17 protein-coding genes are annotated in these 14,771 nt (G+C 45.5%); all 17 read left to right on the top strand.

The genetic code is table 11. From position 1 onward, the window contains the following. The first annotated feature begins 30 nt into the window (after positions 1-30). Positions 31-162 carry a hypothetical protein gene (locus tag Q0I54_RS00950; RefSeq protein WP_021739850.1) on the top strand — a complete coding sequence of 44 codons (132 nt, stop codon included), beginning with the start codon at positions 31-33 and terminating at the stop codon, positions 160-162. 15 nt (positions 163-177) lie between these two features. Continuing rightward, the gene (locus Q0I54_RS00945; protein ID WP_288775937.1) at positions 178-300 is read left to right on the top strand and encodes a hypothetical protein; all 123 of its coding nucleotides are present in this window, start codon (positions 178-180) and stop codon (positions 298-300) included. Between the two features lie 55 nt (positions 301-355). Next, positions 356-1,339 (top strand): uroporphyrinogen decarboxylase family protein, encoded by a 984-nt coding sequence (locus Q0I54_RS00940; protein WP_296115671.1) that lies wholly within the window; start codon positions 356-358, stop codon positions 1,337-1,339. A gap of 65 nt (positions 1,340-1,404) precedes the next feature. Continuing rightward, entirely contained in the window at positions 1,405-2,040 is a 636-nt protein-coding gene (locus Q0I54_RS00935; protein WP_296115670.1) for a B12-binding domain-containing protein, read from the top strand. A 154-nt stretch (positions 2,041-2,194) separates the two neighbouring features. After that, positions 2,195-3,202, top strand: a complete 1,008-nt coding sequence (locus Q0I54_RS00930; RefSeq protein WP_296115669.1) for a uroporphyrinogen decarboxylase family protein — start codon at positions 2,195-2,197, stop codon at positions 3,200-3,202. 193 nt (positions 3,203-3,395) lie between these two features. Next, complete coding sequence (locus Q0I54_RS00925) at positions 3,396-4,283, top strand: LysR family transcriptional regulator (protein ID WP_296115667.1); 888 nt, start codon at positions 3,396-3,398, stop codon at positions 4,281-4,283. Between the two features lie 283 nt (positions 4,284-4,566). Next, positions 4,567-5,106: a DUF2284 domain-containing protein gene (locus Q0I54_RS00920; RefSeq protein ID WP_296115666.1), complete on the top strand. Its 540-nt coding sequence runs from the start codon at positions 4,567-4,569 to the stop codon at positions 5,104-5,106. Between the two features lie 113 nt (positions 5,107-5,219). Beyond that, positions 5,220-6,743, top strand: a complete 1,524-nt coding sequence (locus Q0I54_RS00915; protein ID WP_296115665.1) for an ASKHA domain-containing protein — start codon at positions 5,220-5,222, stop codon at positions 6,741-6,743. Positions 6,744-6,802: 59 nt separating this feature from the next. After that, positions 6,803-7,498, top strand: a complete 696-nt coding sequence (cobI, locus tag Q0I54_RS00910; protein WP_296115680.1) for a precorrin-2 C(20)-methyltransferase — start codon at positions 6,803-6,805, stop codon at positions 7,496-7,498. Beyond that, positions 7,495-8,337, top strand: a complete 843-nt coding sequence (locus Q0I54_RS00905) for an ABC transporter ATP-binding protein (protein ID WP_296115664.1) — start codon at positions 7,495-7,497, stop codon at positions 8,335-8,337. The genes cobI and Q0I54_RS00905 overlap by 4 nt, the downstream gene beginning before the upstream one ends. Positions 8,338-8,339: 2 nt before the next feature. Further along, on the top strand, positions 8,340-9,071 hold the full coding sequence (locus tag Q0I54_RS00900; protein WP_294784279.1) for an ABC transporter permease: 732 nt from the start codon (positions 8,340-8,342) through the stop codon (positions 9,069-9,071). 29 nt (positions 9,072-9,100) lie between these two features. After that, positions 9,101-9,679 carry a hypothetical protein gene (locus Q0I54_RS00895; protein WP_296115662.1) on the top strand — a complete coding sequence of 193 codons (579 nt, stop codon included), beginning with the start codon at positions 9,101-9,103 and terminating at the stop codon, positions 9,677-9,679. 126 nt (positions 9,680-9,805) lie between these two features. Then, positions 9,806-10,516: a class II aldolase/adducin family protein gene (locus Q0I54_RS00890; protein ID WP_296115660.1), complete on the top strand. Its 711-nt coding sequence runs from the start codon at positions 9,806-9,808 to the stop codon at positions 10,514-10,516. Then, on the top strand, positions 10,513-11,427 hold the full coding sequence (locus Q0I54_RS00885) for a LysR family transcriptional regulator (protein ID WP_296115659.1): 915 nt from the start codon (positions 10,513-10,515) through the stop codon (positions 11,425-11,427). Before Q0I54_RS00890 ends, Q0I54_RS00885 begins: the two co-directional genes overlap by 4 nt. Positions 11,428-11,500: 73 nt before the next feature. Beyond that, positions 11,501-12,745: a cobalt-precorrin-5B (C(1))-methyltransferase CbiD gene (cbiD, locus tag Q0I54_RS00880; protein WP_296115657.1), complete on the top strand. Its 1,245-nt coding sequence runs from the start codon at positions 11,501-11,503 to the stop codon at positions 12,743-12,745. Between the two features lie 75 nt (positions 12,746-12,820). Then, entirely contained in the window at positions 12,821-13,579 is a 759-nt protein-coding gene (gene cobM, locus Q0I54_RS00875; RefSeq protein WP_296115655.1) for a precorrin-4 C(11)-methyltransferase, read from the top strand. Positions 13,580-13,596: 17 nt separating this feature from the next. After that, on the top strand, positions 13,597-14,757 hold the full coding sequence (locus Q0I54_RS00870) for a cobalt-precorrin 5A hydrolase (protein WP_296115652.1): 1,161 nt from the start codon (positions 13,597-13,599) through the stop codon (positions 14,755-14,757). Positions 14,758-14,771: the final 14 nt, after the last annotated feature.

Below are 14,771 nucleotides of genomic sequence, written 5' to 3'. Positions count from 1 at the left end.
CGGTAAACGCGCATAAAGGAGGAAGATATTATGCATATGTGTGTGACTACAATTCTGTATACTGCCATTATGGTATTTGCAATAACCGGTATCGGATTTGCCATTGGTAAACTCAACAAATTCGGTGACAGCGACGAACTGGTCAACCTGGATGACAAATAAGGGAGGGTATGAAAAATGACTACGACACAGATCTGGATGTTATGTTTTGTTGGAGTTATGGTTTTATTAATGATCCTGTCTGCAGTATGGAATCAGATGGGAAAAAAGAACCGGGAAGAACTGGACAAAAACAATTAATTTTCCAAAAACAATATGACATTGTAATTATCGAACAAAAAGGAGAACTGAAAAAATGAAGGAAATGACACCAAAAGAGAGAGTAATGGCCTTTTTCCGCCATGAGCCGGTAGATGAACTGCCGACAGACGAAGGTATCTTCGTTTTATTCAATCCGGAAGCTTACAAGGAGCGTCCTTCCCATGAGCATGGCGGAGTAGACTGGTTTGGAGTTCCGTGGAAATATGAATCCAGCGTAGATGCCATTGCACCGGATCATTCTGTTGAACCGCTCATGGAAGACATCTGTGACTGGAGAGAACTGGTAAAATTCCCGGATCTGGATGCATGGGACTGGTCCAAAGTGGAAGAAATCGATCACATCAGTGAAATTGACCGTGAAAACAAAGTATTTGAGATCATGTTTGTAAACGGACCTTTCGAACGTCTTCATATGCTGATGGGATTTGAGAATGCATTATGTGCATTACTGACAGATCCGGAAGAGGTTGAAGAATTCTTCAACACTTATATGGAATGGAAAATCAAACTCATGGAGAAAGTTATCGAATATTACAAACCGGATGTTTTGATGTTCCATGATGACTGGGGTACTCAGAATAACATGTTCTTCTCTCCGGATGTATGGCGCTCCCTGATCAAACCACAGATCAAGAAAGCTGTTGACCGCTGCCATGAACTGGGCGTACTTTTTGATATGCATTCCTGTGGAAAGATTGAAGCAATCGTTCCTGAATTTGTAGAACTTGGTATTGATGCATGGCAGGGTATGGAAATCAACGATATTCCAAAACTGAAATCCATCACAGGCATGAATCTCGGATATCACACCACACCGGATTACCAGGGATACCAGACGGAAGCCCTGGCAGGTACACTTACGGAAGAAGATTTGCGCAAACGCGTGCGTGAAGTATTTGAAAAAACCGCGGAAGGATACTGCTACTGCCCAATGTTCCTTCCGTTCGGTGGATGGTCCACGGAAGTTATGATTGATGAGATTATGAAGTGTGGAAAAACAATTTATAAAGAAGTATAGATTTAAAATTTCGTAACCATAATTCAAAAAGAATGAAACAGATAGTCATATGGGAGGAAAACATAATGTCAGTTATAAATGAGATTTCAGAAGCTTTACAGAAAGGAAAAAGAAAGGATGTTACCAGATTAGTGCAGCAGGCCATTGATGAAGGAATGGATGCAGCAACTATTTTAAAAGATGGTCTTCTTGCAGGAATGAATATCATCGGTGAAAAGTTCAAAAACGATGAAGTATTTGTTCCGGAAGTGCTGGTTGCAGCCCGTGCTATGAATGCAGGAACCGCACTTTTAAAACCACTCCTTTCCGGAGATGCAGCAGAGCCGCTTGGAAAAGCCTGCATCGGAACCGTAAAAGGAGATATGCATGATATCGGTAAAAATCTGGTTCGTATGATGATTGAAGGAAAAGGCATCGAGATCATTGACCTTGGTGTAGATGTAGATCCGCAGGATTTTGTAAAATGTGCCATTGAAAATGACTGCAGTATTATCTGCTGTTCCGCACTTCTGACAACTACCATGCCAATGCTCGGTGAAGTAGTAAAAGCGGCAGAAGAGGCTGGTATCCGTGATAAAGTAACCATCATGGTCGGCGGAGCTCCGGTAAATCAGGCATTTGCAGACAGCATCAAAGCTGATATTTATACAGAGGACGCAGCTTCCGCAGCGGATGCGGCAGCAGCAGTATTCGAGGGTTAATCCAATTACATTTTCACCGGATTCTTATTATAGTATTTTACAATTGAACATGATTTTTGGCGGGTGCTGCCCCATGCAGCACCTTGGCCATTATTATTTTTTACTTTTTTACCTACTAAAACCATAGGTATTGAAATTAAGGAGGGCATTTATCATGACAATGAACATGAAACAGTGGGTAGCAGACATACTCGCAAGTGACAAAAAGAAATCATTACCGGTACTTTCTTTTCCATCCATCCAGAAAATGGGAATCACCGTAGCAGAGCTGATCAATAGCAGCGACAAACAGGCAGAAGGTATGAAGATCATTGCCGATTCCTGTCCGACTGCAGCCAGTGTAAGTTTAATGGATTTGTCTCTTGAGGCAGAAGCTTTCGGTTCCACCATCCGTGTATCTGATGATGAGGTTCCAACTGTTATTGGTTCCATCGTTTCCACAGAAGAAGAGGCAGAGGCTCTCAAAGTTCCGGAAATCGGTGCAGGTCGTACCCAGATTTATATTGATGCTATCGAAAAAGCATGCAAACTCATCACAGATCGTCCGGTTCTGGCAGGTGTTATCGGACCATTCTCCCTGGCAGGCAGACTTTTGGACGTATCTGAAGCACTGATCTACTGCTACGACGAGCCGGATATGGTACATATCGTTCTGCAGAAAGTAACTGAATTCCTGATCAACTACTGCAACGAATATAAAAAAGTCGGTGCAAACGGAATCGTAATGGCCGAGCCGCTGGCTGGACTGTTATCTCCGGATCTGGCACAGGAATTTTCTGCTGATTATGTAAAACAGATTGTAGATGCGGTACAGGATGACAACTTCCTTGTGGTATATCATAACTGTGGAAATACAGCAGTAAAGACCATTGATACTATCGTGACAAATGGCTGCCTGATGTATCATTTCGGAAATGCCATCAATATGGCGGAGATGATGAGCCATGTTCCGGAAAACCTTATTGCTATGGGTAACGTAGACCCGGCTGGCGAGTTCAGAAACGGAACCGCAGAGAGTGTATACAACAGAACAAAAGAAGTAATGAGCGAGTGCTGCAAATACAAAAACTTCGTGATTTCTTCCGGCTGCGATATTCCGCCTATGTCTCCATGGGATAATATCAATGCCTTCTTCAAGGCAGTAGAAGATTTCTATGCATAAAAATGTATGGAGCATTAATGCTTGGAAAATAAGATATTATACCAGATGGAAATACTGAAAAATATTGTAAAAGCAATGTTTAATTTATTATAAGCAAAAGAAAGTCTTTCATAAGGCAGTCTCAATGGTCTCGTTATTTTTTTTGCAAAAACAGGCGAAATATGATAGGATAGAGCACAGGGGGATTTTAGCCATGAACATGATTCAAATGAAGTATTTTATCACGGCAGCCAAGTGCCTGAATTTTACGAAAGCCGCAGATAAGCTGTTTATCACACAGCCGGCTCTGAGCCGTCAGATCGCGTCCATGGAGGCGGAACTGAATATGCAGCTTTTTATCCGAAATAACCGTTCGGTCCGGCTGACACCGGCGGCAGTGGTACTGTTGGAAGGATTTGAGAAAATCTACAATGATTACAACGTGACGGTGGCGAAAGCATTGAACAGTTTTCAGGGGCTGAGTGGTGAGTTAAACATCGGTATTCTGGACGGAACCTATGTGGGAGATCTGTTTCCGGGGGTGCTGCAGCATTTTGCCACCTGTTATCCGAATGTAAAGATCAATCTGCAGAATTACAGTTTTAACGCGCTGGTGGAGAATCTGTATGGAAACAAACTGGATCTGATCATTACATTGAAATTCGACGTGGAACACCGGGAAAAGATGAAATACAGAATCATTGAAGAGACCAGAGATCATGTGGTGGTACACAAAAACCATCGTCTGGCGAATGCATCCTATGTAAAACTTTCTGATTTTAAGGATGATACCTTTATCATGGTATCTACGGAAGATTCGGAAGAGTCTCCGAAACTGATCATTGATGCATGTAAAATGAGTGGCTTTAATCCTAAAGTGAAATTTGCAAGTTCTGTGCAGGAGGAAATGCTATGGGTGCAGGCCGGGGTTGGTGTGTGTATTCTGGATTCTAGAAACCTGTTGTCTAATAATGACAGTGTATGCTTCCTGGATACGGATATCATCAGTGATCCAAGTCTGACAATGGCATGGAATGTGGATAATTATAATCCGATGCGTGAGATTTTTGTAGATAATTTCTTTGGAACAGAAGAAATGTAACGATAAGAAAATGTGCTGGGAAAGCAAAGTTACCGGTATATTTGATCAAAAGGAGAGTCAGGCCTGTGGCCTGACTTTCTGGGGTTACATCAGTTGGAAAATAATTTGACATGGTAAGTTTTTACTGTGAAATTGCAAAGCTGAAAAGGAATATTGCATGTAAGGAAGCGCATGGTAACATACGAAAATGGAATGACGCCATAAGGGTTCTGCCATTGAGTTTTTATACAGGTAGACTTATAATAAATTCTGTGGAAAAAAGAGAAAAACAGGGGGATTTACCATGGAATTAGAAAGTTTGATCCGGGAGGCAAAGGAACGGTTCGGGTTCGAAGAAGCAGGTGCGTTGAATGTGGAAGCACTGGAGTTTCTGCCGGAAGTGCGTCAGATGTGCGCGGCAGACCGCTGCCGTTCTTACAATCGCAATTGGGCCTGCCCACCGGGATGTGGAACACTGGAAGAAATTGCAGAGAAAGTAGCTCCGTACACCAGAGGTATTCTGGTGCAGTCTGTAGGACAACTGGAGGACGAATTTGATGTGGAAACCATGATGGAGACGGAGCAGAATCAGAAAGAACGGTTTGCCGCACTCGTAGAGTACGTGCGCAGTCAGGATGCGGATTGCATTCCGATGGCAGCAGGAGCCTGTCAGGTATGTAAAAAATGTACCTATCCGGATGCACCATGCCGGTTCCCGGAGAAATCCATTCCATCTATGGAAGCATATGGATTATTTGTCAGCAAAGTGTGTATTCAGTCCGGAATGAAATATAATTATGGAAAGAATACGATTGCGTACAGCAGCTGTATTTTACTGAAATAGACGAAATTGCACTTGTATACAAGGGAGATGTTCTGTTAAAATAAATACATTATGGGTTTTCGAGTGTTGAATATGAGACAGACAAGAAGCAGTAAGAGAAGGAATTACAGGGAATGAAAATAGAAGTACTATTTGGAAATAAAAAGACAGCATACACAGGAGCGTGGAAGCACACCACGCTCCTTGAAGTGTTTCAAGAGGTTGGAATCACGCAGGTACATGCGCCCTGTGGCGGAAACGGAACCTGCAGGAAATGTATGGTGAAGGTAGATGGAATCGGAGAGGTGCTTGCCTGCCAGACATTGTGTGAGGATGGTATGTGTATCACCATACCGGAAGAACAGAAGTCTTTGATCGCGGAGAGAGGAAACTGTTATCTGTATCCGGCAGATGGCATAGAAGGGCTGGTGGCAGCTTGTGATATCGGAACCACGACAGTGGTATGTCATTTATTGGATGGAACAACCGGAGAACGGCTGGGAACGGTCAGTGCGCCGAATGCGCAGCGCAGTTTTGGCGCAGACGTGATCTCGAGAATACAGGCGTCTATGGAATATGGTCTGAACCGGCTGAGAGATGCCATTGTATCACAAATCAATATGATGCTGATACAGCTGAAAGCGCAGACTGGAAGAACGGAACCCATTCAGATGCTGGCAGTTGCAGGAAATACCGTAATGTGTCATCTGTTTTGCGGTCTTTCCCCGGAGAGTATCGGTGTGGCACCGTTTACACCGTTGTCTCTGTTTGGAGAAGTATACGAAGCAGAGAAACTTGGTATTTCAAACTGTAAAAAAGTGTATGTGATTCCATCCGTGGCCGGATACGTGGGTGGCGATATTGTATCGGATCTGGCAGCGGTTCAGATGCATTCTTCTGAATTGGCGCAATTCGACGAGAAAGAGACGCTGCTTTTGGATATCGGTACAAATGGTGAGATGGTACTTGGAAAATCAGGCAAGTTTGTCTGCTGTGCCACGGCCGCTGGTCCTGCTTTTGAGGGCGCGGAGATTGCCATGGGAATGCCGGCCGCTTCCGGTGCAATATCAAAAGTATGGCTGGAAGATGAAAAAATCTGTTGTTCTACCATTGATGATGCCACGGCTGTCGGAATCTGCGGATCCGGTCTGATCGATGCGCTGGCTGTTTTTCTGGAGACGGGACTATTGGATGAAACCGGACTGATGGCGGATGCGGACGATGTGAAGGAAGCTTTTGCCGGATATCTGGGCGAGGATGAAAATGGAACCTGCATCTGGCTGACGGATGAGGTAAAAGTGACCCAGGCAGATGTGAGAAAACTGCAGCTGGCCAAGGCCTCCATTGCAGCAGGTATTCAGATTTTGCTGGAGGAGAGACAGATTGCTGTCACAGATGTGGAACAGGTGATCCTGGCCGGTGGATTTGGCAGCTTTTTGAATAAAAAAAGTGCTGCAGCCATTGGATTGATTCCGGCGGAATTGGAATCAGTGACGGTTTCCGTAGGAAATGCAGCAGGTGAAGGCGCAGTATCGGCGGCTTTGTCAGAGGATGCTCGCCAGGAACTTACGCATCTGCAGCAGGAAATGCGCTATGTGGAATTATCCACACATAAGAAGTTCAGCGATGCCTATATGGCGGAGATGTTCTTCGAATAAACGAACAAATATAGAAAAAAGAGTATATATATTTTATTTTTGAGAAAGGGGAACTTATGATGAAAGGAATTTTGTATGGAGTAGGAGTAGGACCGGGAGATCCGGAATTGATGACATTAAAGGCGGTTCGCATGATCCGTGAGGCAGAGGTGATCGCAGTGCCTGGGGCTGACGCGAAAGAAACGGTTGCTTATAAGATTGCTGTGCAGGCAGCACCGGAACTGGCAGACAAGGAATTGCTTTCCATTTATATGCCGATGACACACGATGCAAAAGAATTGGAAGAAAATCACAAAAAAGGTGCAAAAGCGTTGGAGGAAGTGCTGGATCAGGGACGTGATATCGTATTTCTGACACTGGGAGATCCGACGATTTATTCTACCTTTTCTTATCTGCAGAGCCGTGTGGAGGAAGATGGGTATGAAACTGCACTGGTAAGCGGTATCACATCTTTCTGCGCGGCAGCAGCCAGAACCAATCAGCCACTGGTGGAGTGGAACCAGACATTACATATCGTACCGGCGGTTCATCGTCTGGGCGATACGCCGGATGCAGAGGGCAATTATGTCTTTATGAAATCCGGCAAAAAGATGAAACAGGTGAAAGATATTTTGCGTGAGACGGGAAAACAGGTGTCTATGGTGGAAAACTGCGGCATGGAAACGGAACATGTATACCGAAATGTGGAAGAGATTCCGGATGATGCAGGATACTATTCCCTGATCATTGCGAAAGATGCGGAGTCCGGAAAATGATAGAACTGGTAAATCTGACAAAGAAATTTGACTCCTTTACCGCTGTGGATAATCTGAATCTGAAAATTGAAACCGGAGAATTTTTCGGACTGCTGGGACCAAACGGAGCAGGAAAGACAACGACCATAAGTCTGATGTCCACGCTGCTGCTTCCAACGGCAGGCGAGGTTCGGGTAAACGGAGAAGTGCTTTCCCGTAAAAATCCGGGCTTGAAGCGCAAAATCAGTGTGATAACCCAGGAGTATTCCATGCGTCAGGATATGACCATGGATGAGGTGATGGAGTATCAGGGGCGGCTGTATTTTATGCCCCGTAAAAAGATCAAGGAAAAGACAGAAGAACTGCTGGAGTTTTGCGGATTGATCGATTTCAGACGCAGGACAGTGCGAAAGCTTTCCGGTGGAATGAAACGAAAACTGATGGTCTGTCGTGCCTTGCTGACAGAACCGGAGATTTTATTATTGGATGAGCCGACGGCGGGAATGGATGCACTTTCCCGACGCCAGATGTGGAATCTGCTGCGTCAGCTTAATGACCATAATCTGACGATCCTTCTGACCACCCATTATATGGAAGAGGCGGAAAGCCTGTGTCAGCGGGTGGCCTTTATGGACCGCGGACGTCTGGAAGAAGTGAATGAACCGAAAAAAATGGTGGAACAGCTGGGACATTTTGCAGTAGACGAGATGACGCAGGATGGTTTAAAGAGCCATTATTTCCAAAACAGAGAAGAGGCGATTGCTCATTTAAGCAGGCTCACCGGTCAGACTGCTTTGCGCAATACCACACTGGAAGATGTATTTGTGGCACGGGCAGAGCGGAAAGAGAGGCAGCGGTAACGATGGGAATTATAACTGTATTATGGGAAAAATGGACGGAGTTCCGCAGGGATTTTTATAAGATTACTCTGGCAGCCATGATCGCGCCGCTGATGTATCTGATCGTGTTTGGAATGGGAATCCAGATGGTTTCTCATGGAGAACCGTATCTTAATTTTTTGATTCCGGGTGTAGTAGCTCTGACAACAATGACGGGAAGTTTTAACGCCATTGCACAGAATCTGAATGTGCAGCGATTATATGAGAAGGCTTTTGATCAGGTGATGATCTCTCCGACGCCACTGTGGCAGTTTATTGTGGGACAGGTCATTGCGGGAAGTCTGCGAGGATTGTATGCGGGATGTGTGATTATGCTTCTGATCCTGCCGATCAAAACGGGACTTGTATTTAATGTTTTTTCTTTTCTGGTCATGTTTTTAAACGGTGCGGTATTTTCAACGATTGCCGTTGTGGTTTCCTTTATTGCGAAAAACCACACAGATGTACCACGGTTTTCCAACTATGTCATTATGCCGATGTCTTATCTGTGTAATACATTTTTTTCCATGGACAATATGCCGGAGGGCATTCGCCAGGTGATCGGCGCACTGCCGTTATCTCAGACCAGTGCCATGATCCGAAGCATTGCAAAAGGGGAAGCCATCAATCCAATCGGTATTTTGATTCTTGCAATCTATCTGGTTGTGTTTTTATTCCTTTCCTTCTGGTTTATTTATAAACGGAAAAATTTATAGGAACGACATAGAAAAGGAAAAGTGACAGAATGAAAAAATGGAACATGTTTAAGAAAAGACTGCTTCGTCCGATGATGGGATTGTGTTTTGGATTATTGATCAGTGTCTGTCTGTGTGGTAATGCGCAGGCGGAGCCTCTTTCCGTGGAAAAAGAAGACGGGGAATATGCCATTGACGTGACGCTGAAGGGCGGAAGTGGAAAGGCAACTGTAGTTTCGCCAACGGTATTTATCGTAAAGGACGGAAAAGCATATGCGCAGCTGCAGTGGAGCAGTTCAAACTATGATTATATGATCGTGGACGGGAAAAAACTATTGAATGAAAATAAAAATGAGAATGGTTATTCCATATTTACAATCCCGGTCCTGGCATTTGACGGGGAAATGCCGGTGATCGCAGATACGACAGCCATGGGAACACCCCATGAAATTGCCTATACACTGACTTTTTATGCGGATTCCATCGAGAGCAAAGGTGCGCTGCCACAGGAGGCGGCAAAACGTGTGCTTGTGGTGGCAGCGGTCATTATCGTAGGCGGCGGAATTCTGAATTATTTTGTTACAAAACACAGAAACCGGGATTATACTCCGCAGAAAAAGCGGCATTAAGAAATGTCAGGTATGACATCAAAGAATGATTTGTGCCTTCGTATCGCGGGAAAATGCTAAGATGAAGCCGAAGATATGCGAGATAAAAATATATGAAGTAGCAGAAGAGATTGTGAGGAATATGATATGGAATTAAATGCAATGAAAGAACGCAAAGAAATCTGTGATGTCTGCCATAAAATGTGGCAGCGCGGCATTGTGGCAGCAAATGATGGAAATGTATCTGTAAAACTGGAAGACGGTACGTTTTTATGTACTCCGTCTGGTGTAAGTAAGGCAGTAATGACTCCGGAAATTCTGGTGCATATGAAAGAGGACGGAACCGTAATTTCTGCTGCAGAAGGATACAAACCGTCTTCTGAGATGAAAATGCATTTTCGTTGTTATAAAGAGCGTGAGGATGTAAAGGCAGTGGTACATGCGCATCCGCCGATCGCTACAACGTTTGCATCCATCGGACGTCCACTGGACGGCTATCATGTGATGGAGTTTATCGTAAATCTCGGTGCAGTTCCGATTGCACCGTATGCCAAACCTTCCACAGATGAAGTACCGGATTCCATCGCACCGTACCTGCAGGAACACGATGCAATTCTGCTGGCACATCACGGAGCACTGACGGTAGGAGACAGCCTTACCCGTGCTTATTTCCGCATGGAGTCACTGGAGATGTACGCAAAAACTTCTTTGTATGTCCATTTGCTTGGTGGAGCACCGGATATGCCAAAGAATCAGATTGACGGACTGATGGATCTGCGCCAAAATGGATACAAGATCCCAGGCAGACATCCGGGGTATGTCAAATACAACAAACCGGAAGGTGAAAACGAAACATGAATAGCAGACAACTGGAATATTTTCTAGCGGTGGCTCATGAACTGAATTTTACCAAAGCGGCGGAAACCATGTATGTTTCCCAGACTGCGGTAACCCAGCAGATCAAGGCACTGGAGGAGCAGCTTGGCGTGAGCCTGTTTGAGCGTACCAAGAAAAAAGTAGTGCTGACACCGGCAGGAAAAGTGTTTTTAAAAGAAGCTTCTTCTATTTTAAAACGAATTGATACAGCCATTGAGCGGACAAGAGAGGCTTCCAGCGGATTTATCGGTTCTCTGAAAATCGGTTTTTCCGTTGGTATCGGTAATACAGGGCTGGCTGAGAAGATTCAGGCTTTCAATGAGAAATATCCGAATATTGCCATGAAGTTTACGAGCCAGAGCCCGTCCATGCTGTTAAAAATGCTGAAAAATGGAGATCTGGATCTGGTACTGATGCCAATGTTTGAGGAGCGGTACTATCAGGATGTGGAAGTACTGAAAATCAGCACAGAGCGCATGTCGGCAGTGTTTCCACGAACCCATATCCTGGCGCAGAAACCGTATGTGACTAGAACGGATCTGAAAGATGAAAACCTGATCCTTGCCTGTACGCCGGAAAGTGAGATCGGTGAGGATAAACGAATCATAGAAACATTCTGGAAACGTGGTTATCACCCGAATGTGGTGGCGAAGATCGAGGATGTTGAGACAATCCTGCTGATGCTGTCTGCAAATATGGGGGTGACGATCCTGCCGGCATATCTGTCCATTCCGCTACAGTCCAGGGGAAGGCTTGTGTCAGTACCTTTTGGCGGATCAGAGGATACCATTGATATCATTGCAGCGTGGATGCCGAAAACGGAGAATCCTTCTCTGGAGAAGATTCTGCCGTTCCTGGAGACAAATCCGCAGGAGAGCGGAAAAGAAGCCTGACAGGAGAGACGGCGTTCACAAAACAGAAATAACAGCAGAAAGATGTAAAAAACCTATTTGGAGCACAGATGAGATGAAAAACGGACTGGAAGAGTATTTTGTTATAAAAGACAATAAAAAAATGCGTTTCGGCTACACTACGGGAAGTTGTGCGGCGGCAGCGGCTAAGGCAGCGGCAACAATGCTGTTTGCAAAAGAGGAGCTTCCCGTGGTGGAGCTGCTTACCCCGAAGGGCATTCGCATCTGGCTGGAAGTGCTGGATGTGAAGCGCGGGCAGGATGCAGTATCCTGTGCCATCCGCAAGGATGGCGGGGATGATCCGGATGTGACCAACGGTATTCTGGTGTATGCGGAGGTAAATCTGTGCGAAGTGGAAGAGGCAAAAAAGCTGCGAAAAGTATTTGCACATGACGGATCAGAGTGTAGAGAGAAGAAAAATTCCGGTGAGAAGCATTTAAAAGAAAAAAATGCTGTGGTAGGAATTACAGCCGGAACAGGTGTTGGAACCATCACCCTTCCAGGGCTGGAACAGCCCATCGGAGCACCTGCCATCAACAAAGTACCCCGCAGCATGATCGAGAAGGAAGTACGGGCGGTCTGTGAGAAATATGGATATTCCGGTGGGGTAAGCGTGTGCATCTGTGTACCGGAAGGAGCAGATACCGCAAAGCGGACTTTTAATCCAAGGCTTGGAATCCTTGGAGGAATCTCCATTCTTGGAACCAGCGGAATTGTGGAACCGATGAGTGAAAAGGCACTGATCTCCAGTATTGAAGTGGAAATGAAACAGAAAGCTTCCGGTGGAAAAGAGTATCTGCTGATTGCCCCGGGAAATTATGGACTGCAGTATTTGTCCGGTCACTTCCCTTTTGAGGCAGAGGAAGCGGTCAAATGCAGTAATTATGTGGGGCAGACCATTGATTTTGCAGTAAATATGGGTTTAAAAGGCATTTTGTTTGTGGCCCACATCGGAAAGTTTATTAAAGTGGCCGGGGGCATTATGAATACTCATTCCAGAGATGCGGATGCCCGTATGGAGATTATGGCGGCCTGCGCGCTGCGTGCAGGGGCAGATGCCAAAACGGCCAATCAGATTCTGGCAGCGGTGACCACAGACGAAGGGCTTGCAATTTTAAAACAGACGCCTTTCTGGGAAAAAACGCTGCAGATCATAACAGAGAAAGTGGAGTATTATCTGAATCACCGGGCGCAGGGACAATTGCAGATCGGTGCGGTATTATATTCGAATGCCATGGGTGAGCTTGGGCGGACAGACAGGGCAGAAGAACTGCTTGAGTGTCTGCTGGCAGAACGATAATGCGATGCCTCACAAAAACAGATAGAAAAAAGAGTAAATATAAATGTAAGAAGAAATCAAGAGGAGGAAAAACGTATGGTACATTTTGTTGGTGCAGGAAGTGGTGCACCGGATCTGATTACTGTAAGGGGAAAAAATCTGCTGGAACAGGCAGATGTGATCATTTATGCAGGATCTCTTGTAAATCCACAGTTGTTGGAGTACAAAAAAGAGGGATGCGAGGTATATAACAGTGCGACAATGACACTGGAAGAGGTGCTGGAAGTAATGGAACAGGCACATGAAAAAGATAAGATGATCGTTCGTCTGCACACCGGTGATCCGTGTATTTACGGCGCGATCCGGGAGCAGATGGATCGTCTGGATGAGATGGGAATTCCATATGAGAGCTGCCCGGGGGTCAGTGCTTTTTGCGGTGCAGCCTCAGCGCTGAATCTGGAATATACCCTTCCGAATGTGTCTCAGAGCGTGATCATTACACGAATGGCAGGCCGGACACCGGTACCGGACCGTGAAAGCATTGCTTCTTTTGCGGCACATCAGGCAACCATGGTGGTATTTTTGAGCACCGGACTGCTGGAAGAATTGTCAAAAGAACTGATTGCAGGCGGATATACCGCAGACACACCGGCAGCCATTGTATACAAGGCAACCTGGCCGGAAGAAGAAAAATATATCTGTACTGTGGGAACACTGGCACAGACTGCAAAAGAACATAATATTACAAAAACTGCGTTGATGATCATCGGTGATGCGGTGACACATACAAACTATGACAGATCCGAACTGTATCATCCGGAGTTTACAACAGAATTCAGAAAAGCAAAACAGTAACAGAAAGCGGAAGTGTGATGAACAGAGTCAGAATCATATCCTTTACAGAGAATGGTTATGTGCTGTCCTGCCGGATACGGGAGTCGCTGCGCGGACTGGAACATACAGAAGTTGTTTTATACAGTGGGAAAAAGCAGATTGCAGAAAAATATGCTGCGGAAGGTTTACAGTCAGTGAAAGATGGACTGCAATCCTGGTGTCAGGACGTTTTTTCACAGTCTGAGTTGTTGATCTTTATTGGCGCCTGCGGAATTGCAGTGCGCACCATTGCGCCTTTTGTGTGTAACAAATACTGTGATCCGGCGGTTCTTGTGGCAGACGAGTGCGGTGTGCATGTAATCTCGCTGCTGTCCGGGCATCTGGGCGGCGGCAATGCATGGGCGGTTCTTGTGGCAGATGGCATCGGAGCAGATCCTGTGATCACCACGGCTTCGGACGTCAATGGACGGCTGGCCGTGGATGTGTGGGCGCAGAATCAGAAACTGCGAATCATGGACCGCGTGCTTGCCAAATATGCGGCTGCGGTGTTTGTGACCGGGAAAAAACTTCCGTTTTATGCGGAACCAGGTGTGAAGATCAAGGGAGACTGGCCGGAAGAATATTTGCGTTTTGAGGAAAAAGAGGATTTTCTGGAAGCGTCAGATCAGAGAAAAACAGAGCAGATTGCAGGCATTGTAGTGTCTGTTCATGGCGGATGGCCGGAGAATGTTCTGGTATTGGTGCCGCAGACCGTGATTCTTGGTATCGGATGTAGGAAAAATAAGAATCCAAAGGAACTTTTTTCACAGGTAAGGCAAGTGCTGGATTCCTGTCAGATCCATACGGAGAGTATCTGTAAAATCGCATCCATTGATCTGAAAGCGGAAGAACCGGCAATCTGTCAGCTGGCAGCGGCATGGAAGGTGCCGTTTGAGACTTTTTCTGCAGAAGAATTACTTGCAGTTCCGGGGGAATATCCGGTTTCTGATTTTGTAAAAAGAACAACTGGTGTCGGAAATGTGTGTGAACGTGCAGCGGTGGCGGCATTGCCGGAAGAACGGCGGGAACATCCTGACTGGATCTGCAGAAAACAGGCTGAAAATGGAGTTACCGTGGCATTATTGAATCAGAACATGTTCGAGGAATCTGTGGATGGAAAAATACTGAGACAGAATCAGAACACCATCAGATGTGAGTGATAAAGTTATATTGG

It is taken from the genome of uncultured Eubacterium sp. (assembly GCF_934295145.1).
GTDB lineage: Bacteria > Bacillota > Clostridia > Lachnospirales > Lachnospiraceae > Eubacterium_I.
This window is presented reverse-complemented; position numbering and strand designations above follow the sequence as displayed.